Raw genomic sequence first — 21,190 nt, 5'->3', positions numbered from 1 at the left:
CACCGTGTGCCGGACCGAAGCCGGGTCGTCCGAGGACCGCTTCCCGCAGGATGCCTGCGCGCTCACACAGCGTCACCAATCCAGCCACGCCCAACCGGCAAAGGACCTGCGACGCGCTGCACTAGGCAAGCAAGGGGCCGCATCGCCATGGCTGGACTCGCGACCGGTGGGCCGAATGTGGACGTCAGCCTGCTGTACGAGATCAACGGCCTGGCCCGGCACGCGCCGGACGGGCTCGACCGGGCGGTGGGCCTCGTCGGCGAGTACGGACTGCCGCTCGCGATGGTGCTGCTGGTCCTGTGGTGTTGGCGCGGCGCGCGCCGGCTGGACGAGGCGCCGGCCGTCGACTCCTTCGTCGCGCTGGTGTGGGCGCCGTTGGCGGCCGGCCTCGCGCTGCTGCTGAACGTGCCGCTGCGGGAGTTCGTCGGACGGCCGAGGCCGTTCCTCCAGCACGAGGGGCTGGAGGTGTTGGGCTCCGGGTCGGGACTGGGCGCGCGGCTCGGGGGTGCGGAGTTCTCGTTCGTGAGCGACCACGCCACCCTGACGATGGCGATGGCGGTGGGGCTCTTCATCGCCCACCGCAGGATCGGCTACGTCGGGATCGGGGTGGCGCTCCTCGAAGGCCTGTGTCGGGTGTACACCGGCGTCCACTACCCGACCGACGTGATCGGCGGGTTCGCGCTCGGCACCGCGGTCGTGCTGCTGCTCGCGCCGGCCGCGGCGGCGCTGCTGACACCGGTGGTGCGGGCCGTGGTCCGTTGGCCGCGGGCACGGTGGCTGGTCCGGGCCGGGGAGCGGGTCGTGGCCCGGCCCGTGGAACTGGCGCCGAGGTCGCACGAGAGCGACCTGGCGGCGTAACGGGCGCCGAATCACCGCTGGTACGGGCTCCGCCGGCGGTTCGATGACGGCTCGCTCTCAGACGTGGCCGTCCCACAGGGCGAGGAGCGCGGCCGCCAGCAGGCAGAGCACGGAAGCGCCGTAGCAGAGCCGGACCGCCTTCGGGCGGGGGCGGGGGCTCACGGATCGCCGCTCTCGGCGCCCCGGTCCTCCTCCGCCTCGTCCCGGCGGTAGCGCGAGCGCAGCCACAGACCCGTGGCCACGGCCGCCGCTGCGGTGACCCCGACGGCCAACGCCACGTCGGCCGGTCCGTCCGCCGATCCCACCGGTCGGGCCCAGGCCGCGGCCGGGGTGAGGGTGTTGAGAAGCAGGGCCCAGAGGAGGGCCGCGAGGCGGGGTGCGGGTCCTGGCATGAGTACAGGGCATCCGGTCGCGGGCCGCACGGCCAGCCGGGCCGTCCGAACGGGCGACACGCCCGGCCGCAGGGCGGGTGTGTGGGCCCGTACCGCCGTGCCGCGCCCCCGCCGTGCGGCGGTCCGTCGGTGTCGACCGGGCCTACCCCGCCGTGTGGCGGGTGGCGTCCTTGCGGGCCAGGTCTCGAGAGCGGCGGGCCGGTCCGGTCCAGCCGCAGGTGCAGACGGCCAGGCAGAACGAGCCGCGTTCCGTCGTGTCGGTGGTGTGGCCGGTCGGGGGCTGTCGCACGGGCTCCTCGGGGTGACGAGGATGCGGCACGGCGGCGAGCGGAGTGATCGGAGTCGCTTGGGTGTGCGGGTCCACTCCTCCACGGTACCGGGCCCGGCCGGCTCGCGGCACCGCGCCGGACCGTGACGGGAAACCCCGGACCTCGTTAAGCGGAGCGGGTGGGGGCCTCGGGCAAACAGCTGTCACGCGTTGGGGGTTGGCAGGCGATGGTGGTGCACCAGCACATGCGCAGACGAGGACGTGCCGGTGAGGCGGTGCTCGCCGTCGCGGTGGCCGTGACCGTGGCCGTGACGAGCGGATGCGGAAGCTCCGCGAGCGGTGACGACCGGCCCCCCGAGGACCCGGCCGCGGCGGTGCGCGGCGCCGCCGACGTGCTGGACGCGACCGGCAGCGCGCGGGCCCGTACGGCGATGGAGATGGCCACCGGCGGGACCAGGGTCACCATCCGGGGCGAGGGCGGTGTCGACTTCAAGAGCCGGATGGGCCAGCTCCTGGTGATGCTCCCGGCCGACGCGGCGGGCAAGGCCGAACACCGGCCCATCACCGAACTCCTCGTCCCGGGCGCCCTCTACATGAAGAACCGGGGCGCGGGCGTCCCCGACGACAAGTGGGTCCGCGTCGACACGACGACCCTCGCGGACGGGAACCTCGTCACGGGCGGGGCCACCGACCCGCTCGCCGCGGTCGAGCTGTTGCGGGGCGCGCGGGACGTGACGTACGTGGGAAAGACCGAGGTGGCGGGCACCACGGTGCGGCACTACCGGGGGACCACGGACATCGGGCGGGCCGCGCGGAGTGCCTCGCCGGGGGTCAAGGGGGCACTCGAAGCGGCGGCGAAAGGGTTCGACACGGACACGGTGCCGTTCGACGCCTACCTGGACGAGGAGGGCCGGCTGCGGAAGGTCCGGCACCGCTTCACCTATGTCAACAATGGCGTGATCGATGTCTCCTCGACCACGTTGCTCTACGGGTTTGGGACTCCGGTGACCGTCGTATTGCCCGCAAGCGGGGACATTTTCGCCGGGAAGATCGCCGGATAGTCGGATCGCGTGGTCCAGACCATGCGAGCGGGCCATGGCCAGGTATCCGGAAATGGTCCATCCGTGTCATGCGCGCGGCGGCGTGCGCTCCCTATGTTGGTAAGCCGAGCGCCGACGGGCGATGGCGGCAGAGAGAGGTGGCGCGCGTGACTCCCGCAGGCGGTACGACGGTGCAGGACCACGTGGCGCTCGCCGAGATCGAACTGTGCGGCGAGCTGATCATCGCGGCCTCGGCGGCGGCCGAGGAGCGACTGAGCCAGGACCGGATCGACGAGGTTCTGCTGGGCATCGGATACCCGTGACGAACCCGTCGCCAAACCCGCCGCGGTCACGGATCGCCGGTGGTGGGCGGTGTGGGGGCCGGGCCCCCGAGGCCTCCGGGGTCCGGGATCGGGTCCGCGGCAGGGGTCGGGATCAGGTTCGCAGCAGGCGCGCGATCGCCTTCGTGGCTTCCTCGACCTTGGCGTCGATCTCCGCGCCGCCCTTGACGGCGGCGTCCGCGACGCAGTGCCGCAGGTGCTCCTCCAGCAGTTGGAGCGCGAAGGACTGGAGGGCCTTCGTGCTCGCCGAGACCTGCGTGAGTATGTCGATGCAGTAGACGTCCTCGTCGACGAGGCGCTGCAGACCGCGGATCTGGCCCTCGATCCGGCGCAGGCGCTTGAGGTGCTCGTCCTTCTGGTGGTGATAGCCGTGCACCGCCGCGACCGGGACCGGGTCGGCGCCGGCGTCCGCTCCGGAGCCCTCCGCCTCGATGGTCGTCATGCGTCCTCCCGTGGTCCGGAACGAGGGATGTATACCCCTCATGGGTATAGAATACCGGGCCCCGACCGTACGGGCAGGGGTCCGTGGTTGCCCACTCTGCCTGATGGAGCACACTGGGGAACGGCCGGTTAGCCGTGGCCGGGGGATGCGCCTAGCATCAGCCTGACCGAACCCAATGCACCCCGAGGACCTCACGTGCGATTTCGTCTGACCCCCAGGGAGACGAGCTTCTACGACATGTTCGCCGCATCCGCGGACAACATCGTCACGGGCTCGAAGCTCCTGATGGAACTGCTCGGAGCGGATTCCTCCGCCCGAGCCGAGATCGCGGAGCGGATGCGGGCAGCGGAGCACGCGGGGGATGACGCCACCCACGCGATCTTCCACCAGCTGAACTCCTCCTTCATCACGCCGTTCGACCGCGAGGACATCTACAACCTGGCCTCCTGCCTCGACGACATCATGGACTTCATGGAGGAGGCGGTCGACCTGGTCGTCCTCTACAACGTGGAGGAACTGCCCAAGGGCGTCGAGCAGCAGATCGAGGTACTGGCCAGGGCGGCCGAACTGACCGCCGAGGCCATGCCGCACCTGCGCACCATGGACAACCTGACCGAGTACTGGATCGAGGTCAACCGTCTGGAGAACCAGGCCGACCAGATCCACCGCAAGCTGCTCGCGCAACTCTTCAACGGCAAGTACGACGCCATGGAGGTGCTGAAGCTCAAGCAGATCGTCGACGTGCTCGAAGAGGCCGCCGACGCGTTCGAGCACGTCGCGAACACGGTGGAGACCATCGCGGTCAAGGAGTCCTGAACCACGTGGACACCTTTGCTCTGATCGTGACCATCGGTGTCGCGCTCGGCTTCACCTATACCAACGGCTTCCACGACTCGGCGAACGCGATCGCGACCTCGGTCTCGACGCGTGCGCTGACGCCGCGCGCCGCGCTCGCGATGGCCGCGGTGATGAACCTCGCCGGTGCCTTCCTGGGCAGCGGCGTGGCCAAGACGGTCAGCGAGGGCCTGATCGAGACGCCCCACGGCACGCGGGGCATGTGGATCCTCTTCTCCGCGCTGGTCGGCGCGATCGTCTGGAACCTGGTCACCTGGTACTTCGGTCTGCCCTCGTCGTCCTCGCACGCGCTGTTCGGCGGCATGGTCGGCGCGGCGCTGGCCGGTGGCACGGAGGTCATCTGGACCGGCGTGGTCGACAAGGTCGTCATCCCGATGTTCGTCTCGCCGGTGGTCGGTCTGATCGTCGGTTACCTGGTGATGGTCGCCATCCTGTGGATGTTCCGCCGCTCCAACCCGCACAAGGCCAAGCGCGGCTTCCGCATCGCCCAGACCGTCTCCGCAGCGGGCATGGCCCTCGGCCACGGTCTCCAGGACGCGCAGAAGACCATGGGCATCGTGATGATGGCCCTGGTCATCGCCGATGTGCAGGGAGCGGGCGACGCCATCCCGGTCTGGGTCAAGCTCGTGTGTGCCGTGATGCTGTCGCTGGGCACGTACGCGGGTGGCTGGCGCATCATGCGCACCCTCGGCCGCAAGATCATCGAGCTGGATCCGCCGCAGGGCTTCGCGGCCGAGACCACCGGCGCCTCGATCATGTTCGGCTCGGCGTACCTCTTCCACGCGCCGATCTCCACCACCCACGTGATCACCTCGGCGATCATGGGCGTGGGCGCCACGAAGCGGGTCAACGCGGTCCGCTGGGGCGTCGCCAAGAACATCATCCTCGGCTGGTTCATCACCATGCCGGCGGCCGCACTGGTCGCCGCGGTGAGCTTCTGGATCGTGAACCTGGCCTTCGTGAACTAGCCGCGAGAGCGTGGTGGTCGTCACGACGACCGCGCACCGGGCACGACACGAAAGCGGGCCGGCTCCCCCCACCCAGGGGGAGCCGGCCCTTTTCCTTTCGCCTCACGGTGGCACCGCCATGCAGCACCGCGGGACGTCTATCGGTACATCCGGGGGCCGGGGCTCAGCCGAAGCGGCCCGAGATGTAGTCCTCGGTGGCCTGGACGGACGGGTTGGAGAAGATCCGGTCCGTGTCGTCGATCTCGACGAGCTTGCCGGGCTGGCCGACGGCGGCGAGGTTGAAGAAGGCGGTGCGGTCCGAGACGCGGGCCGCCTGCTGCATGTTGTGCGTCACGATGACGATCGTGAAGCGCTCCTTGAGCTCCCCGATCAGGTCCTCGATCGCGAGGGTGGAGATCGGGTCGAGCGCGGAGCAGGGCTCGTCCATCAGCAGGACCTGGGGCTCGACCGCGATGGCGCGGGCGATGCACAGGCGCTGCTGCTGGCCGCCGGAGAGGCCGGAGCCGGGCTTGTTCAGGCGGTCCTTGACCTCGTTCCAGAGGTTGGCGCCCTGGAGGGACTTCTCGACTATGTCCGTCAGCTCGGACTTCTTGAACGAGCCGTTCAGGCGCAGGCCCGCCGCCACGTTGTCGAAGATCGACATGGTGGGGAAGGGGTTGGGGCGCTGGAAGACCATGCCGACCGTGCGGCGGACCGCGACCGGGTCCACGCCGGGGCCGTACAGGTTCTCGTCGTCCAGCAGCACCTTGCCCTCGACGCGGCCGCCGGGGGTGACCTCGTGCATGCGGTTCAGGGTGCGCAGGAAGGTGGACTTGCCGCAGCCGGAGGGGCCGATGAAGGCCGTCACGGAGCGGGGTTCCACGGTCATCGAGATGTCGTCGATGGCCTTGTGGGTGCCGTAGAAGGCGGAGAGGCCGCTGACGTCGATTCGCTTGGCCATGAGAGGGTCACATCGCTTTCATAAGTCGCGTCAGCGACCGGTCTTCGGGGCCTTCCAGCGGGCGATGCCGCGAGCCACCAGGTTGAGGATCATGACGAAGGCGATCAGAACGAGCGCAGCCGCCCATGCCCGGTCGTAGGAGGCTTCACTGCCGACCTTGTACTGCTCCCAGATGTAGAGGGGGAGCGAGGACTGGGCGCCTTCGAAGGGGTTGCCGTTGATGAGCTGCGAGCCGAAGACCAGCAGCATGATCGGTGCGGTCTCGCCGGCGATGCGGGCGACGGCCAGCATCACGCCGGTGGAGATGCCGCCGATCGCGGTGGGGAGCACGACCTTGAGGATCATGCGCCACTTCGGCACGCCGAGGGCCAGGGCGGCCTCGCGCAGCTCGTTCGGGACGAGCTTGAGCATCTCTTCGGTGGAGCGGACCACCACGGGCATCATCAGGATCGACAGGGCCATCGCGCCGGCGAAGCCGGAGGGACCGAAGCCCAGCATCAGGTTCCAGGTCGTCAGGATGAACAGACCCGCGACGATGGAGGGGATGCCGGTCATCACGTCGACGAAGAAGGTGACCGACCGGGCGAGCGGGCCCCGGCCGTACTCGACGAGGTAGACGGCGGTCAGCAGGCCGATGGGCGCGGCGATCGCGGTGGCCAGGGCGACCTGTTCGATGGTGCCGAGCAGGGCGTGGTAGACCCCGCCGCCGGCCTCGAAGCTGGTCACGCCGTTCATGGAGTGGCCGAGGAAGGCCGCGTCGAGGACCTTCATGCCGCGGCTGATGGTGGTCCACAGCAGCGAGAGCAGCGGGATGACCGCGAGGACGAAGCAGACCCAGACGACGGAGGTCGCGACCCGGTCCTTGGCCTGGCGGCGGTTCTCGATCACCGAGCTGGCGACGTACGTGACGGTGACGAAGAACAGCGCGGCGAGCAGGCCCCACTGGATCTTGCTGTCGAGGCCGGAGACGAGGCCGATGCCGCTGCCGAGGACGATCGAGAGGACCGCGATGCCGGCCGGGGCCCAGCGGGGCAGGCCACCGCGGGTGAGGGTGGCGGGGGCGACGGACTTGCGGGCCCGGGTGGGCCGCTGGTCCTGAAGGGTGTGGCTCATCAGGCGTTCGCCCCCGAGAAGTCCTTGCGGCGGGCGATGATCAGCCGGGCCGCGCCGTTGACCAGCAGGGTCAGGAGGAAGAGGACCAGGCCGGAGGCGATCAGCGCGTCCCGACCGAACTCGTTGGCCTCGTCGAACTTCGCGGCGATGTTCTGCGCGAAGGTGCCGCCACCCGGGTCGAGGATGTGGCCGGAGATCAGGAAGCTCGGGGAGAGGACGGTCGCGACGGCCATGGTCTCGCCGAGCGCGCGGCCGAGGCCGAGCATCGAGGCGGAGATGACACCGGAGCGCCCGAAGGGCAGCACCGACATGCGGATGACCTCCCAGCGGGTCGCGCCGAGGGCCAGGGCGGCCTCCTCGTTCATGCGCGGGACCTGGAGGAAGACCTCGCGGCTGACGCTGGTCACGATCGGCAGGATCATGATCGCGAGCAGGATGCCGACGGTGAACAGCGAGCGGGCGACGCCGGGCTGGCTCTTGTCGAAGATGTACGTCCAGCCCAGGTACTGGTCGAGCCAGAGGTTCAGTCCGCCGAGCTGCGGGACGAGGAAGAGGGCGCCCCAGATGCCGTAGACGATCGACGGCACGGCGGCCAGCAGGTCGACCACGTACGCCAGCGGCGTGGCCAGCTTGCGCGGCGCGTAGTGCGAGATGAAGAGGGCGATGCCGACGGCGATCGGAACCGCGATGACCATCGCGATGATCGAGCTGACGACGGTGCCGAAGAGCAGGACGGCTATGCCGAAGACGGGGGGCGTGGCCGACGCGTTCCAGTCGAAGGTGGTGAAGAAGTTTCCTTCGTTCTTCGACAGGGCGATGGTCGCGCGGTAGGTGAGGAAGGCGGCGATCGACGCCATGATCACCAGGAGGGCGATGCCGGAACCCTTGGAGAGCCCGGCGAAGATCTTGTCACCGGCGCGGCCGGTGGACCTCTCGCTCCTGGAGACGGGCGGAGCCGTGTCTATCTGGGTGGGTGTGGTGGAAGCCATGGTCTTTCCGGTCTGTGTGGGGGGCATGCCCCCTGGCGGCGGTGCACCGGATCCCCCTGGGTGGAGGGGGAGGGTCCCCCGGCGCCGGCCGACTCGGAACGGGAGTCGGCCGGCACCCGGGGATCGAGGACTCAGGACAGCGAGGTGATGACTTCGCGGACCTTGGCGTTGATCTCGGTCGGGATCGGGGCGTAGCCGTTCTCGCCGAGGACCTTCTGGCCCGCGTCCGAGGCGGTGTAGTTCAGGAAGGACTTCACGGTCGGGAGCGTCTCGGCCTTGTTGCCCTTGTCGCAGACGACCTCGTACGTGACCAGGACGATCGGGTACGCGCCCTCGGCCTTGGTGGTGTAGTCGAGCTTCAGCGCCAGGTCGGAACCGGTGCCGGCGATCTTGGCGGCGGCGATGGCCTTGGAGGCGTTCTCTCCGGTGGCCTTGACCGGGGCGCCGGCGCCCGTGTTCAGGTCGACGGTCTTGATGTTCTGCGAGGCGGCGTAGGACAGCTCGAAGTAACCGATCGAACCGTCGACGGCCTTGACCTGCGAGGCGACACCGGAGGAACCGGAGGCGCCGAGGCCGCCCGGGGCCGGCCACTTCTTCGCGGGGTCGTGCGGCCAGGCGTCACCGGCGGTGGCCTTGAGGTACTTGCCCAGGTTCTCGGTGGTGCCCGAGTCCTCGGAGCGGTGGAAGTGCTGGATCGCGGTGCCGGGAAGCGTGACGCCGGGGTTCAGCTTCTTGATCGCCTCGTCGTCCCACTTCTTGATCTTGTCGTTGAAGATGTTGGCGATCGTGGTGGCGTCCAGGTTCAGCTTGTCCACACCCGCGACGTTGAAGCCGATCGCGATCGGGCCGCCGACCATGGGCAGGTTGATGCCCTGGCCGCCGGTGCAGATCTTCTTCGACTCCTCGACCTGCTCGGGCTTCAGCGCGGAGTCCGAGCCGGCGAAGCCGACGGTGCCCTGGTTGAAGGCGACGATGCCCTCACCGGAGGAGGAGGACTTGTAGTTGACCTCGACGCCGGAGCAGGCGGCCATGTAGTTCTTCACCCACACGTCCACGGCGTTCTTCTGCGCGGACGAGCCGGAGGCGAGCAGCTTGCCCTTGGCGCCTTCGCACTTGACGTCGCCGGGCGCGGGGGCCGAGGCCTTGCCGCTCGCCGAGGAGTCGGCCTTGGTGTTGTCGTCCGAGCCGCACGCCGTGAGGACCAGGGCGCCGGACACGACAAGCGCCCCGAGGGCGGAGGCACGAAGCATGCTCTTGCGCTGAAGCTTCACTTTCGGGTGTTCCTTCCAGAAGCCGCCGGCCGCTTTCTGTATCGGGGCGGCGTGCGAAGAGGACTACGGGTTGGCGGGGTGCGGGCAGTGGGCTTTTCGGCCCGGCTCGCACCTTGCAGTACCGAAATTAGGCAGAACAGGTGAAGCGGTCGACGGCCCTCGGTGAACGGACGGTGAACCGTGGCGGGCGGGCCGGTGCGGATGGGGGGGTTTGTACCTGGGCGTAACGGGGCGTTATCCGCACGTTATGCCGCCGTGACCTTTGCCTGGCCGGCGGGGTGGGGCGGAGCGGTGGGGTGGCCGGAAATCGGCGGTGTCACCGCGCCGGGCCGGGCCGGTCGTGGGCGGGGCCTTCGCCGGGGGCCTGCCCGGGGGGTTGGTGCGCAAACCCCGGGGCGGGGTGGGGGGGCGTGCGGCGCCGTTGCCGGGGGCGCTGCCCCCGGGCCCCCGCGCCTCAAACGCCGGCGGGGCTGGATTGGGCTGCCGCGCCTCAAGGGGGCGGCGGGGCTGCGGGGCCGGGGGCGCCTTGGTCAGGGGAGGGCCGGGGTGGGGTGCCAGAGGGTGTGGAAGGTGTGGCGGGCGGCTTCGACCGCGTGGCGTTGGTCGGCGTGCAGGACGCCGAGGGCGTACGCGGTGGCCGGGGCGATGCGGGGGGTACGGGCGGCGGTCGCGGAGGCGGCGGCGGCCTCGGAGGCGTCGCGGTGGCGGTCCAGGGCCTCGCCGGCGGCGACCAGCCGGGTCACGTCGTCGCCGAGGGTTTCCCGGGCGTACCGGTGGACCCGCAGGAGGCGGCGTACCTCGTGCCAGGCCCCGTCCTCGTGCGCGGAGTACGGGGTGCCGCCCTCGGGGGCCGGGAGCGCGTCCACGGCGCCGAGCAGACGGGTTTCGGCCACCTCGGCCAGCGGGACCAGTACGTCGTCGACCCGGCCGCGGGCCGCGACGGGGTCCAGGGGGACCTCGGAGGCGAGGACGGCCACCGCGTCGGCGACCGCGTGGAACCGGGCCGATCCGAGGGCGGACAGGGTGGCCGAGTGGGCGCGGGTCCGGGCCAGGGTGAGCTGCCGTTCCAGCAGTGCGCCCGCCCGGGCGGAGCCCACGGTGAGCGCGCCGGCGGTGCCCCGGGGCGCGGGCACCTCGGGGGTTCCGGAGAGCCGGTGCAGGGCGTCCATGAGCCGTGACAGGCGGACGCCGTACGCGTGCTCGTCGGCGAGGGTGGAGGACAGCCAGACGAGTTCCGTGCGCAGCGAGTCGGCCCAGGCCGACTCGGTCACCGCCCGGAAGGTGCCCAGGGAGCCGGAGATCCGGCGCGCGGCCCCCCGCAGGCCGCGCGCGGCGTCGGTTCCCCCGGCGGTGTCGGCCGCCCCTGTCGCGCCGTCGCCGTGCAGGTGCAGCGCGCGCAGGAAAGCGGTGGCCTGGGACCGCAGGTACGTGCCGAGCACGTCGCCTGCCAGGGGGTCATGGTTTGGCTGAGCCACGCCGGCGCCTCCGGGCGTCTATGAGCATCTCCTGTACGTGCCGCAGCGGCTGGCCCTCGGAGTCCGTGGCGTGCCGGGTCCACTCGCCGTCCGGCCCCAGGTGCCAGGAGGCGGTGTCGTCGGACATGCCGATTTCGAGGAGTCGGTCCAGTGACGTGCGGTGGGCCGGGTCGGCGACCCTGACCAGTGCCTCGATGCGACGGTCGAGGTTGCGGTGCATCATGTCGGCGCTGCCGATCCACACCTCGGGTTCGCCGCCGTTGCCGAAGGCGAAGACCCGGGAGTGTTCGAGGAAGCGGCCGAGGATCGAGCGGACGCGGATGTTCTCCGACAGCCCGGGGACGCCGGGGCGCACGGCGCAGATGCCGCGGACCCAGATGTCGACCGGGACGCCCGCGCGGGCCGCCCGGTAGAGGGAGTCGATGAGGGCCTCGTCGACGATCGAGTTCATCTTCAGTCGGACGTACGCGGGCCGACCGGCCCGGTGGTGGTCGGCTTCCTTGTCGATGCGGGAGACGAGGCCGTCGCGCAGCGATTTGGGGGCGGTCAGCAGTCGGCGGTAGGTCTCGCGGCGCGAGTAGCCGGACAGCCGGTTGAAGAGGTCGGAGAGGTCGGCGCCGACCTGGGGGTCGGTGGTGAGCAGGCCGAGGTCCTCGTAGAGGCGGGCCGTCTTGGGGTGGTAGTTGCCGGTTCCGACGTGGGAGTAGCGGCGCAGTTGGTCGCCTTCCTGGCGGACGACGAGCGACAGCTTGCAGTGGGTCTTGAGGCCGACGAGCCCGTAGACGACGTGGCAGCCGGACTCCTCCAGCTTGCGCGCCCATTTGATGTTGGCCTGTTCGTCGAAGCGGGCCTTGATCTCGACGAGTACGAGGACCTGCTTGCCGGATTCGGCGGCGTCGATGAGGGCGTCGACGATGGGGGAGTCGCCGGAGGTCCGGTACAGGGTCTGCTTGATCGCGAGGACGTCCGGGTCGGCGGCGGCCTGTTCCAGGAAGGCCTGTACGGAGGTGGAGAAGGAGTCGTACGGGTGGTGCAGCAGCACGTCCCGTTCGCGCAGCGCGGCGAAGATGTCGGGCGCGGACGCGGACTCCACCTCGGCGAGGTCGCGGTGGGTGCCGGCGATGAACTTCGGGTACTTCAGCTCGGGCCGGTCCAGGGAGAAGATCCCGAAGAGGGCGGTCAGGTCGAGCGGTCCGGGCAGCGGGTAGACCTCGGCGGCGCTGACCTTGAGTTCCTGTACGAGGAGGTCCAGGACGCCGGGGTCGATGGACTCCTCGACCTCCAGGCGGACGGGCGGGCCGAAGCGGCGCCGCATGAGTTCCTTCTCCAGGGCCTGGAGGAGGTTCTCCGCGTCGTCCTCCTCGACTTCGAGGTCCTCGTTGCGGGTGACGCGGAACATGTGGTGCGCGAGCACCTCCATGCCGGGGAACAGCTCCTCCAGGTGCGCGGCGATGACGTCCTCCAGCGGGACGTAGCGCTGGGGGGAGGCCTCCAGGAAGCGGGAGAGCAGCGGCGGGACCTTGACCCGGGCGAAGTGGCGGTGGCCGCTGACCGGGTTGCGCACGACGACGGCCAGGTTCAGGGACAGGCCGGAGATGTACGGGAAGGGGTGCGCGGGGTCCACGGCCAGCGGGGTGAGCACCGGGAAGATCTGGTTGCGGAACAGGGTGAAGAGGCGCGCCTGCTCCTTCTCGGTGAGGTCGGGCCACCGGATGAGGTGGATGCCCTCCTCGGCGAGCTGGGGGGCGATGTCCTGCTGGTAGCAGGCGGCGTGCCGGGCCATGAGCTCGCGCGAGCGGGTCCAGATCAGGTCCAGTACCTCGCGGGGCTGGAGGCCGGAGGCCGAGCGGGTGGCGACGCCGGTCGCGATGCGGCGCTTGAGGCCGGCGACGCGGACCATGAAGAACTCGTCGAGGTTGCTCGCGAAGATCGCCAGGAAGTTGGCGCGCTCCAGCAGCGGGGTGGCGGGGTCCTCCGCGAGTTCCAGTACCCGTTCGTTGAAGGCGAGCCAGCTGCGTTCGCGGTCGAGGAACCGCCCGGGGGGCAGTTCGCCGCCCTCCTTGTCGTCGTAGGTGTCCGGATCGGCGTCGAGATCCGGATCGAGATCGACGTGGCCGACGTTGGGGCGGTGCGCGGCTATGGAGCCGAGCTGCGACTTCGCCGTGGCGGGCGTGTGAGACGGGTGCTGGGCGGGGACCTCGGTGGGGCCGACGCTGGGCTTGTGGCTCATGACTCCATTCTTCCGCGCACGCGGCAGGACAGGCGCGTCGGAAGTGTCGGCCGTCAGGCGGAGTCGGGGCTGCATGCTCGGATGCTGGCAAGCGCTTCTTAATGCTCGGTTAATGGCGAATGGCTTCCAGGGTCCGCCTGGCGCACGGGAGGACGCCGGGGTGACGGATTGGTCCGTTCGGCCGGCGCCTCAGCTCTCGGTGCGGTACATCAGGTCCACCTCGTGGGTGGTGAAGCCGAGGCCCTCGTACACGGCGAGGGCGGCCGGGTTGTCGGCGTCCACGTAGAGCATCGCGGTGGGCAGGCCGGCCGCCGCGAGGTGGCGCAGGCCGATCGCGGTGAGGGCCTTGCCGAGGCCGCCGCCCTGCGCGCCGGGGCGGACGCCGACGACGTAGACCTCGCCGAGCCGCTCCTCGGCGTGGATCTTCGTCCAGTGGAAGCCGATCAGTTCGCCGTCGCGCTCCGCGAGGAAGAAGCCCTCGGCGTCGAACCACGGCTGCGCGATCCGGTCGGCCAGGTCCCGCTCGGTGAGGGAGCCCTGTTCGGGGTGGTGGGCGAAGGCGGCCGCGTTGGCCGCGATCCAGGCCGCGTCGTCGGCGCCGGGGACGAAGGTGCGTACGGTGACCCCGGCCGGCAGGGCGGGCTCGGGCAGCGGCGGCGCCTCGGGGCCGAGCGGGCGGCGCAGCTGGCGCAGTTCGCGGAACAGGGTCAGGCCGAGGACCTGCGCGAGGTGCCGGGCGGCGGACTTGCCGCCGTGCGCCCAGACCCGGATGCGCTTGCCCGAGGCGGCCAGCAGGGCGGTGCCCAGGGCCCGGCCGTGGCCGCGGCCGCGCAGGGAGGGGTGGACGACGAGTTCCGCGGCGGGGGCCTCCACCGGGTCGGTGTCCTCCAGTTGCCCGTACGCGGTGAGGCGTCCGTCGGCGGTGAGCAGGAAGTGCCGGATGCCCTCGCGGGGTCCGCCGCGGAGCTGGATGCGTCCCTGTTCGGACACGGCGGTGGTGCCGTCGGTGCGGGCCGCGTCCGTGATCAGGGTGAGTACGGCGTCGGCCTGTTCCTCCGTCAGCTCGTCGAGGGTCTCAATCTGCCGTCCCGGCTCCGGGGCCGCTGCTGCGTCAGTCATGACCCCACCGTACGACCGCAACCAGCCCGTAACCCATTGGACCCTGTCGTGCTACGCGCGTTGACAATAGGCTGCGGCGGACCTCCCAAGTTGTCTCGCTGTCCGCAAAGGGGACTAAATGTCAGCGAAGCCACAACGGCACCGCCGAGCCCGCCGGTTGACCCTCGCCGCTCTCGCCGCCACGGCCGGCGCCGGAGCCCTGGTCGCCGCCGCCCTTCCGGCCGGCGCCGCGAGTGGTGGCGGTGCGGCCAAGAGCCGGACCGTCGATGTTCAGATGCTTTCGTTCAATGACTTCCACGGCACGCTGGAGCCCCCGCAGGGTTCCTCCGGCACCGTGACCGAACGCCAGGCGGACGGCACCACCAAGGCCATACCCGCGGGCGGCGTCGAGTACCTGGCGACGAGCCTGCGCGAAGCCCGCAAGGGCCACGAGTACTCCGTCACCGCCGCGGCCGGTGACATGATCGGCGGCAGCCCGATGCTGTCGGGGCTCTTCCACGACGAGCCGACCATCGAGGCGATGAACAAGCTCGGCCTCGACGTGTCCAGCGTCGGCAACCACGAGTTCGACGAGGGCAAGACCGAGCTGCGCCGCATGGCGTACGGCGGTTGCCACGCCACCGAGGGCTGTTTCGAGTACGGCAAGACGTTCACCGGAGCGGAGTTCCAGTACCTCGCCGCGAACGTGACGGACGAGAAGACCAAGCGTCCGCTGATGTCGCCCACCTTCGTCTGGAAGAAGGGGGACGTGAAGATCGGCTTCATCGGCGTCACCCTGGAGGGCACTCCGGACGTCGTCACCGCCGAGGGCGTCAAGGGCCTCAAGTTCGGCGACGAGGTCGAGACGATCAACAAGTACGCCGCGGAGCTGAACAAGCAGGGCGTGAAGTCGATCGTCGCGCTCATCCACGAGGGCGGTCTGCCCGCGGGCGGCGCGTACAACTACGACTGCGACACCCCCGGCGCGGGCGCCGGCATCTCGGGCGCGATCGTGGACATCGCCAAGAAGGTCGACCCCAAGGTCGACGCGCTGGTGACCGGCCACACGCACCAGGCGTACGCGTGCAACATCCCCGACCCGGCGGGCAACCCGCGCACGGTCACCTCGGCCGCCTCCATCGGTCGGCTGTACACGGACACCACGCTCACGTACGACCGGCAGACCAAGGACATCGTCCGTACGCCGGTCACCTCGCCCAAGCCGGTCAACAAGGTCGTCAACCGTGAGCAGCCCAAGGCCGCGGACATGAGCGACCTGATCCGGCGCTGGAACGAGCTGGCGGCCCCGATCGCCAACCGTCCCCAGGGCTTCATCTCGGCGGACATCCCGGGCCGTGGCTCGGAGGCGTACGAGAAGCCGCTCGGCGACCTGATCGCCGACGCGCAGCTGGAGGCCCTGGCCCCGGCCGACAAGGGCGGCGCGCAGTTGGCCGTCATGAACCCGGGCGGCATCCGCTCGGACCTCGCCTTCAAGGCCTCCGGGGCCGAGGGCGACGGAGTGGTGACGTACGGCGAGTCCTTCACGGTCCAGCCGTTCACCAACATGATGAACATCGTGGACCTGACGGGCGCCCAGTTGATCACCGCGCTCCAGCAGCAGGTCAGCGGTCCGGTCAATGGCGCGAACCCGAAGATCCTTCAGGTGTCGAAGGGCTTCACGTACACCCTGGACCTGACGAAGGCGGGCGCGGACCGCGTCGTCGTGGACTCGGTGAAGCTGAACGGCGTGGCCATCGACCCCGCCAAGACCTACCGGGTCGCGATGAACGAGTTCCTCGCGGGCGGCGGTGACGGTTTCACCGTCCTGAAGGAGCACAAGAACAAGCTGGTGGGCGCGTCCGACCTGGACTGCTTCAACGCCTACCTGACGAACAACTCCTCGCAGGAGTCCCCGATCGCCCCGCCGGCGGCGAACCGGATCACGATCGTCAAGTAGTACCGGCGCGACATTCGCGCACAGCGCGCCCGAAGGGGCGACGGGCCCGGCGGCCCGTCGCCCCTTCGGCGTTCCCGGCGGTCCCCGGCGCCGCCGGGAAGGGTTCAGAGCCGGTCGAGGAACGTCCCGACGGCCTCGTGGAAGCCCCGCGGGTCGGTGAACGGCACGAAGTGGTCCCCGTCGAGCGGGGCGTACGAGGTTCCCGGCCGCCGGGTGACCATCGCGTCGGCCAGGCGCTGCGGGAGGGACTGGCTGCGGGTGCCGTGGATCAGCAGGGCCGGACAGGTGCTCGCGAGCCAGGCGTCCCAGTGGTCGCCGCGGCAGGCGTGGATGGAGTCGAGCATGTCCTGCGGGTGGAAGGGCAGCCGCCAGTGGCCGCTGTCGGGCAGCGGTCGCAGGGCGCCGGTGACGAACTGCGCGACGACCGGGCCGACGGCCGCGAGGAGTGCGTCGGGGCTCTCGCCGGTGTACGGGAGGCCGCGCAGGAAGGGGAAGGGTTCCGGCCCGTCGGGGTCGATCTCCACTCCGGAGTCCACGTCGATGAGCGCGGAGACCCGGTCGGGGTGGGCGGCGGCCAGGTGGATCGCGTTGAGGCCGCCGAGGGAGTAGCCGAGGACGGGGACGGGGGCGTCGAGGCCGAGGTGGTCGAGCAGGGCCACGGCGTCGGCGACGTAGCCCTCGCGCCGGTAGTCGGGGGCCCGGTCGGAGTCGCCGTGGCCGCGCTGGTCGGGGGCGATGACCCGCCAGGCGTCGCCGAGGTGGGCGGCGAGGCCGGTGAAGGCGGCGCCCTCGGACAGGCCGCCGTGGAGCACGAACAGCGGGCGGCCGGGGCCGCCGAAGTCCAGGTGGGACAGGGTGCGGTCGTCGATCTTCAGCTCGTGGCGCATGGCGTGGCTCTCCCCGGGGTGCGATCGGTCGGTGGACGGTTCCGTCGGGTGTTCCGTCGGTGTTCCCGGTCCCAGGCTGCCGGCATTTGGGCAAGCGTGCAATACGTTCGTCTAGGGCACTTGCCTGAGGCGAGCGCCCAAGAAGAGCGGCGCGGATACGATCCCCGCATGGGAAATCGCGAGGACCTGCTGGCCGGAGCGCGGCGTTGCCTGGAGGAGAAGGGATACCTGCGCACGACCGTGCGCGACATCGCCTCGGCGTCGAAGGTGAGCATGGCCGCGATCGGCTACCACTTCGGGTCGCGCGAGGCGCTCCTGAACCGCGCGCTGTTCGACGCCATGGACGAGTGGGCCGCGGCGGCCGGCCGGCTCGCCGGCGAGGGGGACACCACCGAGGAGCGGTACGCCGACACCTGGGACCGCAAGATCCGGGACTTCGGCGACATGCGCTGGCTGTGGGTCGCCAACGTCGAGGCGTTCGTCCACGCGCAGTCCTCGCCCGAGGTCCTCGCGATCCTCGCCGAGGGCCAGCGCCGCTCCCGGCGCATGGTCGCCGCCCAACTCCGCGGGGTCCCCGAGGAGGAGGTCTCCGAAGCGGACGTACGGGCCCTCGGGTCGGTGCACCTCGCGCTGCTCAGCGGTGTGATGGTGCAGTGCCTGACCGACCCGGAGGCGGCGCCGGACGGCCACGAGCTCGCCCAAGGCCTGCGCGCCATGGCGGAGTTGCTCGAAAGCTGACCGCTACCGATGGGTAGCAATGCCCGGTCGCGCATGCCATGATCCCGTCCCACCACTGGGTCGGCGAAGGGGCGGGCATGGGAAGCGGAATGGACCGGCGGAGGTTCCTGGTCGGCGCGATGGCGGCGGGAGCCGCCCTCGGGATGGGCGCGGCGGGCCAGGCCTCGGCGGCCACGCTCGGCACACAGGACTGGATGGCCGGCCTCGCCGACTCCACCCCTCTCCAGCGCATGACCATCCCCGGTACCCACGACTCCGGTGCCCGCAAGGGCGGGCTCTACGTCGCCTGCCAGAACACCTCGATCGCGCAACAGCTCGACGCGGGCATCCGTTTCCTCGACGTCCGATGTCGGGTCACGGGCGGCTCGTTCGCCATCCACCACGCGGCCTTCTTCCAGGACCTGATGTTCGGGGACGTCCTCGTCGACTGCTGGAACTTCCTCGCCGCGCACCCCTCCGAAACCGTGCTGATGCGCGTCAAGCAGGAGTACTCCGAGGACAGCGACGCCACCTTCCGGGCCGTCTTCGACGACTACCTCGACAACCGGGGCTGGCGGCCCCTCTTCCGGATCGCCGACACCCTGCCCTCGTCCCTGGGGGAGGCCCGCGGCAAGGTGGTGCTGCTCGCCGACAACGGCGGCCTGCCCGGCCTGCGGTACGGCGACGGGAACGTCTTCGACATCCAGGACGACTACAACACCGAGCCCTTCGCCAAGCGGGGCCGGATCGAGAACCACTTCCGCAAGGCCGTGCAGCAGCCCGGGAAGCTGTTCGTGAACTACGCCAGCACCGCCGCCTACATGCCCCCGCGCTGGAACTCCGACCGACTCAACCCGCAGGTCCACGGCTTCGTGGACGGCGGGGAGATGGCCGGCCGGACCGGGCTCGGCATCGTCCCCATGGACTTCCCCCACACCCGCTCCGGACTCGTCACCTCACTGATCCGGCACAACTGACGCGCCGCCCGCCGGCGGTGACGCCGCCGGATCCGCGGCCGGCGGCGGGGTCGGCGCACCCGGGATGCGGAGCACCGCCTCCGTGCCCGGGCCGCCGTCCCGGGCCGCCCGCAGCTCGGCGCTGCCGCCCGCGCGGTTCATCGTACGGGCCACGATCGACAGGCCCAGCCCGCTGCCGGGCAGGGCGCGGGCCGACGGGGACCGCCAGAACCGCTCGAAGACGTGTGGCAGGTCCTGGTCCGGGATGCCCGGCCCGTGGTCCCGTACGGTCAGCTCCCCGGCGTGCAGCGCCACTTCGACCCGCCCGCCGGGCGGGCTGAACTTCACCGCGTTGTCCAGGACGTTGACCACCGCACGCTCCAGCGCCGCCGCCTCGCCCCGTACGTACCAGGGCTCCAGGGACGAGCCGAACGTCAGCTCCGGACCGCGCAGCCGGGCCCGCGACAGCGCGGACCCGACGATCTCGTGCAGGGCCACCACCCCGAGCGGGCCCGGCGAGGCCGCGTCCGGGCGGGACAGCTCCTGGAGGTCCCCGATCAGCGACGCCAACTCGGTCATCTGCGCCTTCACCGAAGCCAACAGCTCCCGGCGGTCCTCCGGCGGAATCGCCCGACCGGTCTCCTCGCTGCGCGCCAGCAGCTCGACGTTCGTGCGCAGCGAGGTCAGCGGGGTGCGCAGCTCGTGACCGGCGTCCGCGATCAGCTGGGCCTGCCGGTCCCGGGAGGAGGCCAGGGCGGCCGTCATCGAGTTGAAGGACCGCGACAGCCGGGCGATCTCGTCCTCGCCCTCGTCCGGGATCCGCACCGTGAGGTCCTCGGTACGGGCGATGTGCTCGACGGCGCCCGTGAGTTCGTCGACGGGCCGCAGACCCGTGCGGGCCACCCACAGGCCGGCCGCGCCCGCGCCCACGACACCGATGCCGGACACCAGGAGCAGCACCCAGGCCAGGGTGGAGAGCGGCTTGTCCATGTCCGCGAGGGGCTTGGCCACCGAGATCGCGGCGTCCTGCTTGCCGGCCCGGGAGGTCAGTTCCACGAACTGCGTGTAGACGCGCACCGGGGTGCCGTCCGTGGTCACGCCGTCGTACAGGACCGTGTCGCGCAGCCTCTTGGCGACCTGGAGGTCGTAGTCGCTGACCGGGAGGGTGTTCTTGCCGTCCACCAGGCAGCGGCCGCCGGACGGCAGCACGATCTGCACTTGCGCGCTCAGGTTGTTCACGAAGGGGTTGGGCAGCGCCTGCTCCTGGCAGCCGAGCGCGTTCAGGGTCTGGCTCGCCTGGGCGCGGGCGTCGGTGGAGCGCAGTGAACTGTTCAGCTGGTCGTCCAACTGCGTACGGACCATGAACCAGCTGACGCCGGCCACCGCCGCGACGGCGACCGCCACCGCCACCGCGACCAGCAGCGCGAGCCGCGAACGCAGCGGCAGCGCGCGGAATCCGGCGACCGGGTTCACTCTGGCCCTCCGTGGTCCCCGGCCCCGGCGGCGCGCAGCACGTAACCCACCCCGCGCACGGTGTGGACCAGGCGGGGCTCCCCGCCGGCCTCGGTCTTGCGGCGCAGGTACATCACGTACACGTCCAGGGAGTTGGAGCTGGGTTCGAAGTCGAAGCCCCAGACGGTCTTCAGGATCTGCTCGCGGGTCAGCACCTGGCGGGGGTGGGCCAGGAACATCTCCAGCAGCGTGAACTCGGTGCGGGTCAGCTCCACCGGCCGCCCGGCCCGGGTGACCTCACGGGTCGCGAGGTCCATCCGCAGGTCGCCGAAGGTCAGCGCGTTCTCGGGCTCCGGCCCGCCGGCCGCGGGCGCCGCGTACGAGCTGCGCCGCAGCAGCGCCCGGACCCGCGCGAACAGCTCGTCCAGCTCGAACGGCTTCACCAGGTAGTCGTCGGCGCCCGCGTCGAGGCCGGTGACGCGGTCGCCGACGGTGTCGCGGGCGGTCAGCATCAGGATCGGGGTGGTGCTGCCGGCGGCGCGCAGCCGCCGGGCCGCGGTCAGGCCGTCCATCCGGGGCATCTGGATGTCCAGCACGATCAGGTCGGGGGCGTAGGAGTCCGCCTGGTCGAGGGCGTCCAGGCCGTCGACGGCGGTCCGCGCGCCGTATCCCTCGAAGGCGAGGGAGCGGCGCAGGGCCTCGCGGACGGCCGGCTCGTCGTCGACGACGAGGATGCGCTGCTGGTCGCCTTCGGCGGCGTTCATGTGGATCCCCCGGGGGTGGTGGTCGGTCCTACCAGGCTCGCACGGGCAGCACTAGTGCTGCACCGCGAAAGTTCGTGGAGGGGGGTTGGGCCGGTCAGGCCGGGCTGCCGAGGTAGAGGGTGCCGGCGCAGGTAAGGCAGTCCTCGGGACTGCCGATGGGGAGGCCGGTGGGGAGGA

Annotated in this window: 21 protein-coding genes; 8 read left to right on the top strand and 13 right to left on the bottom strand. The window is 70.9% G+C overall.

All coding sequences use genetic code 11. From position 1 onward, the window contains the following. Positions 1-147: 147 nt before the first annotated feature. A complete protein-coding gene (locus tag OTB19_RS36190) occupies positions 148-858 on the top strand; it encodes a phosphatase PAP2 family protein (RefSeq protein ID WP_267802994.1) in 711 nt (236 codons plus the stop codon). A 158-nt stretch (positions 859-1,016) separates the two neighbouring features. Here the strand turns inward: OTB19_RS36190 and OTB19_RS36185 are convergent, their stop codons facing one another. Then, entirely contained in the window at positions 1,017-1,250 is a 234-nt protein-coding gene (locus OTB19_RS36185) for a hypothetical protein (RefSeq protein WP_267802992.1), read from the bottom strand. Between the two features lie 142 nt (positions 1,251-1,392). Then, entirely contained in the window at positions 1,393-1,539 is a 147-nt protein-coding gene (locus tag OTB19_RS36180; protein WP_267802991.1) for a hypothetical protein, read from the bottom strand. Positions 1,540-1,745: 206 nt separating this feature from the next. Here OTB19_RS36180 and OTB19_RS36175 point away from each other — a divergent pair, with 206 nt between their 5' ends. Continuing rightward, on the top strand, positions 1,746-2,579 hold the full coding sequence (locus tag OTB19_RS36175) for a hypothetical protein (protein ID WP_420716980.1): 834 nt from the start codon (positions 1,746-1,748) through the stop codon (positions 2,577-2,579). Between the two features lie 146 nt (positions 2,580-2,725). Beyond that, positions 2,726-2,881 carry a hypothetical protein gene (locus OTB19_RS36170; protein ID WP_199826421.1) on the top strand — a complete coding sequence of 52 codons (156 nt, stop codon included), beginning with the start codon at positions 2,726-2,728 and terminating at the stop codon, positions 2,879-2,881. A 112-nt stretch (positions 2,882-2,993) separates the two neighbouring features. On the opposite strand, the gene OTB19_RS36165 is transcribed toward OTB19_RS36170, so the two are convergent. Further along, a complete protein-coding gene (locus OTB19_RS36165; protein WP_267802989.1) occupies positions 2,994-3,341 on the bottom strand; it encodes a metal-sensitive transcriptional regulator in 348 nt (115 codons plus the stop codon). A 195-nt stretch (positions 3,342-3,536) separates the two neighbouring features. Here OTB19_RS36165 and OTB19_RS36160 point away from each other — a divergent pair, with 195 nt between their 5' ends. Then, the gene (locus OTB19_RS36160) at positions 3,537-4,157 is read left to right on the top strand and encodes a DUF47 domain-containing protein (protein WP_053675393.1); all 621 of its coding nucleotides are present in this window, start codon (positions 3,537-3,539) and stop codon (positions 4,155-4,157) included. Positions 4,158-4,162: 5 nt separating this feature from the next. Next, positions 4,163-5,164 (top strand): inorganic phosphate transporter, encoded by a 1,002-nt coding sequence (locus OTB19_RS36155; RefSeq protein WP_267802987.1) that lies wholly within the window; start codon positions 4,163-4,165, stop codon positions 5,162-5,164. Between the two features lie 163 nt (positions 5,165-5,327). Here OTB19_RS36155 and pstB read toward each other — a convergent pair whose 3' ends face one another. The 7 genes from pstB to mshD all read right to left on the bottom strand — a co-directional run bounded on the left by pstB (position 5,328) and on the right by mshD (position 14,301). Beyond that, complete coding sequence (gene pstB / locus OTB19_RS36150) at positions 5,328-6,104, bottom strand: phosphate ABC transporter ATP-binding protein PstB (RefSeq protein WP_053675397.1); 777 nt, start codon at positions 6,102-6,104, stop codon at positions 5,328-5,330. 30 nt (positions 6,105-6,134) lie between these two features. Then, a complete protein-coding gene (pstA, locus tag OTB19_RS36145) occupies positions 6,135-7,217 on the bottom strand; it encodes a phosphate ABC transporter permease PstA (RefSeq protein ID WP_267802986.1) in 1,083 nt (360 codons plus the stop codon). Continuing rightward, positions 7,217-8,206, bottom strand: coding sequence for a phosphate ABC transporter permease subunit PstC (gene pstC, locus OTB19_RS36140; protein ID WP_267802985.1), 990 nt, complete (start codon positions 8,204-8,206; stop codon positions 7,217-7,219). The genes pstA and pstC overlap by 1 nt, the downstream gene beginning before the upstream one ends. A gap of 131 nt (positions 8,207-8,337) precedes the next feature. Then, entirely contained in the window at positions 8,338-9,477 is a 1,140-nt protein-coding gene (pstS, locus tag OTB19_RS36135) for a phosphate ABC transporter substrate-binding protein PstS (protein ID WP_267802984.1), read from the bottom strand. Between the two features lie 530 nt (positions 9,478-10,007). Next, positions 10,008-10,952: a CHAD domain-containing protein gene (locus tag OTB19_RS36130; protein WP_267802983.1), complete on the bottom strand. Its 945-nt coding sequence runs from the start codon at positions 10,950-10,952 to the stop codon at positions 10,008-10,010. Further along, entirely contained in the window at positions 10,933-13,182 is a 2,250-nt protein-coding gene (locus tag OTB19_RS36125) for an RNA degradosome polyphosphate kinase (protein WP_267802982.1), read from the bottom strand. The genes OTB19_RS36130 and OTB19_RS36125 overlap by 20 nt, the downstream gene beginning before the upstream one ends. Before the next feature lie 189 nt (positions 13,183-13,371). Next, on the bottom strand, positions 13,372-14,301 hold the full coding sequence (mshD, locus tag OTB19_RS36120) for a mycothiol synthase (protein ID WP_267802981.1): 930 nt from the start codon (positions 14,299-14,301) through the stop codon (positions 13,372-13,374). Between the two features lie 118 nt (positions 14,302-14,419). On the opposite strand from mshD, the gene OTB19_RS36115 reads away from it, so the two are divergent. After that, positions 14,420-16,237: a bifunctional metallophosphatase/5'-nucleotidase gene (locus tag OTB19_RS36115; protein ID WP_267802979.1), complete on the top strand. Its 1,818-nt coding sequence runs from the start codon at positions 14,420-14,422 to the stop codon at positions 16,235-16,237. A 104-nt stretch (positions 16,238-16,341) separates the two neighbouring features. Here OTB19_RS36115 and OTB19_RS36110 read toward each other — a convergent pair whose 3' ends face one another. Beyond that, positions 16,342-17,124: an alpha/beta fold hydrolase gene (locus OTB19_RS36110; protein WP_267802978.1), complete on the bottom strand. Its 783-nt coding sequence runs from the start codon at positions 17,122-17,124 to the stop codon at positions 16,342-16,344. A gap of 168 nt (positions 17,125-17,292) precedes the next feature. On the opposite strand from OTB19_RS36110, the gene OTB19_RS36105 reads away from it, so the two are divergent. Further along, on the top strand, positions 17,293-17,862 hold the full coding sequence (locus OTB19_RS36105) for a TetR/AcrR family transcriptional regulator (protein WP_267802977.1): 570 nt from the start codon (positions 17,293-17,295) through the stop codon (positions 17,860-17,862). A 77-nt stretch (positions 17,863-17,939) separates the two neighbouring features. After that, the gene (locus tag OTB19_RS36100) at positions 17,940-18,818 is read left to right on the top strand and encodes a phosphatidylinositol-specific phospholipase C (protein WP_267802976.1); all 879 of its coding nucleotides are present in this window, start codon (positions 17,940-17,942) and stop codon (positions 18,816-18,818) included. On the opposite strand, the gene OTB19_RS36095 is transcribed toward OTB19_RS36100, so the two are convergent. Both OTB19_RS36095 and OTB19_RS36090 read right to left on the bottom strand, forming a co-directional pair. Beyond that, positions 18,798-20,270 (bottom strand): sensor histidine kinase, encoded by a 1,473-nt coding sequence (locus OTB19_RS36095; protein ID WP_267802975.1) that lies wholly within the window; start codon positions 20,268-20,270, stop codon positions 18,798-18,800. The genes OTB19_RS36100 and OTB19_RS36095 overlap by 21 nt on opposite strands. After that, positions 20,267-21,013 (bottom strand): response regulator transcription factor, encoded by a 747-nt coding sequence (locus tag OTB19_RS36090; protein WP_267802974.1) that lies wholly within the window; start codon positions 21,011-21,013, stop codon positions 20,267-20,269. Before OTB19_RS36090 ends, OTB19_RS36095 begins: the two co-directional genes overlap by 4 nt. Positions 21,014-21,190 lie beyond the last annotated feature (177 nt).

The organism is Streptomyces sp. H27-H5, assembly GCF_026627505.1.
Taxonomy (GTDB): Bacteria; Actinomycetota; Actinomycetes; order Streptomycetales; family Streptomycetaceae; genus Streptomyces.
The sequence above is the reverse complement of the archived record's forward strand: the minus strand, read 5'-3'. Positions and strand labels throughout refer to the sequence as shown.

Coding starts and splice junctions, on each gene's coding strand:
- OTB19_RS36175 (WP_420716980.1), top strand. CDS start 1,746: ATGGTGGTGCACCAGCACATGCGCAGACGAGGACGTGCCGGTGAGGCG.
- OTB19_RS36165 (WP_267802989.1), bottom strand. CDS start 3,341: ATGACGACCATCGAGGCGGAGGGCTCCGGAGCGGACGCCGGCGCCGAC.
- pstC (WP_267802985.1), bottom strand. CDS start 8,206: ATGGCTTCCACCACACCCACCCAGATAGACACGGCTCCGCCCGTCTCC.
- OTB19_RS36125 (WP_267802982.1), bottom strand. CDS start 13,182: ATGAGCCACAAGCCCAGCGTCGGCCCCACCGAGGTCCCCGCCCAGCAC.
- OTB19_RS36105 (WP_267802977.1), top strand. CDS start 17,293: ATGGGAAATCGCGAGGACCTGCTGGCCGGAGCGCGGCGTTGCCTGGAG.
- OTB19_RS36100 (WP_267802976.1), top strand. CDS start 17,940: ATGGGAAGCGGAATGGACCGGCGGAGGTTCCTGGTCGGCGCGATGGCG.
- pstB (WP_053675397.1), bottom strand. CDS start 6,104: ATGGCCAAGCGAATCGACGTCAGCGGCCTCTCCGCCTTCTACGGCACC.
- mshD (WP_267802981.1), bottom strand. CDS start 14,301: ATGACTGACGCAGCAGCGGCCCCGGAGCCGGGACGGCAGATTGAGACC.
- OTB19_RS36090 (WP_267802974.1), bottom strand. CDS start 21,013: ATGAACGCCGCCGAAGGCGACCAGCAGCGCATCCTCGTCGTCGACGAC.
- OTB19_RS36185 (WP_267802992.1), bottom strand. CDS start 1,250: ATGCCAGGACCCGCACCCCGCCTCGCGGCCCTCCTCTGGGCCCTGCTT.
- pstA (WP_267802986.1), bottom strand. CDS start 7,217: ATGAGCCACACCCTTCAGGACCAGCGGCCCACCCGGGCCCGCAAGTCC.
- OTB19_RS36190 (WP_267802994.1), top strand. CDS start 148: ATGGCTGGACTCGCGACCGGTGGGCCGAATGTGGACGTCAGCCTGCTG.
- OTB19_RS36110 (WP_267802978.1), bottom strand. CDS start 17,124: ATGCGCCACGAGCTGAAGATCGACGACCGCACCCTGTCCCACCTGGAC.
- OTB19_RS36115 (WP_267802979.1), top strand. CDS start 14,420: ATGTCAGCGAAGCCACAACGGCACCGCCGAGCCCGCCGGTTGACCCTC.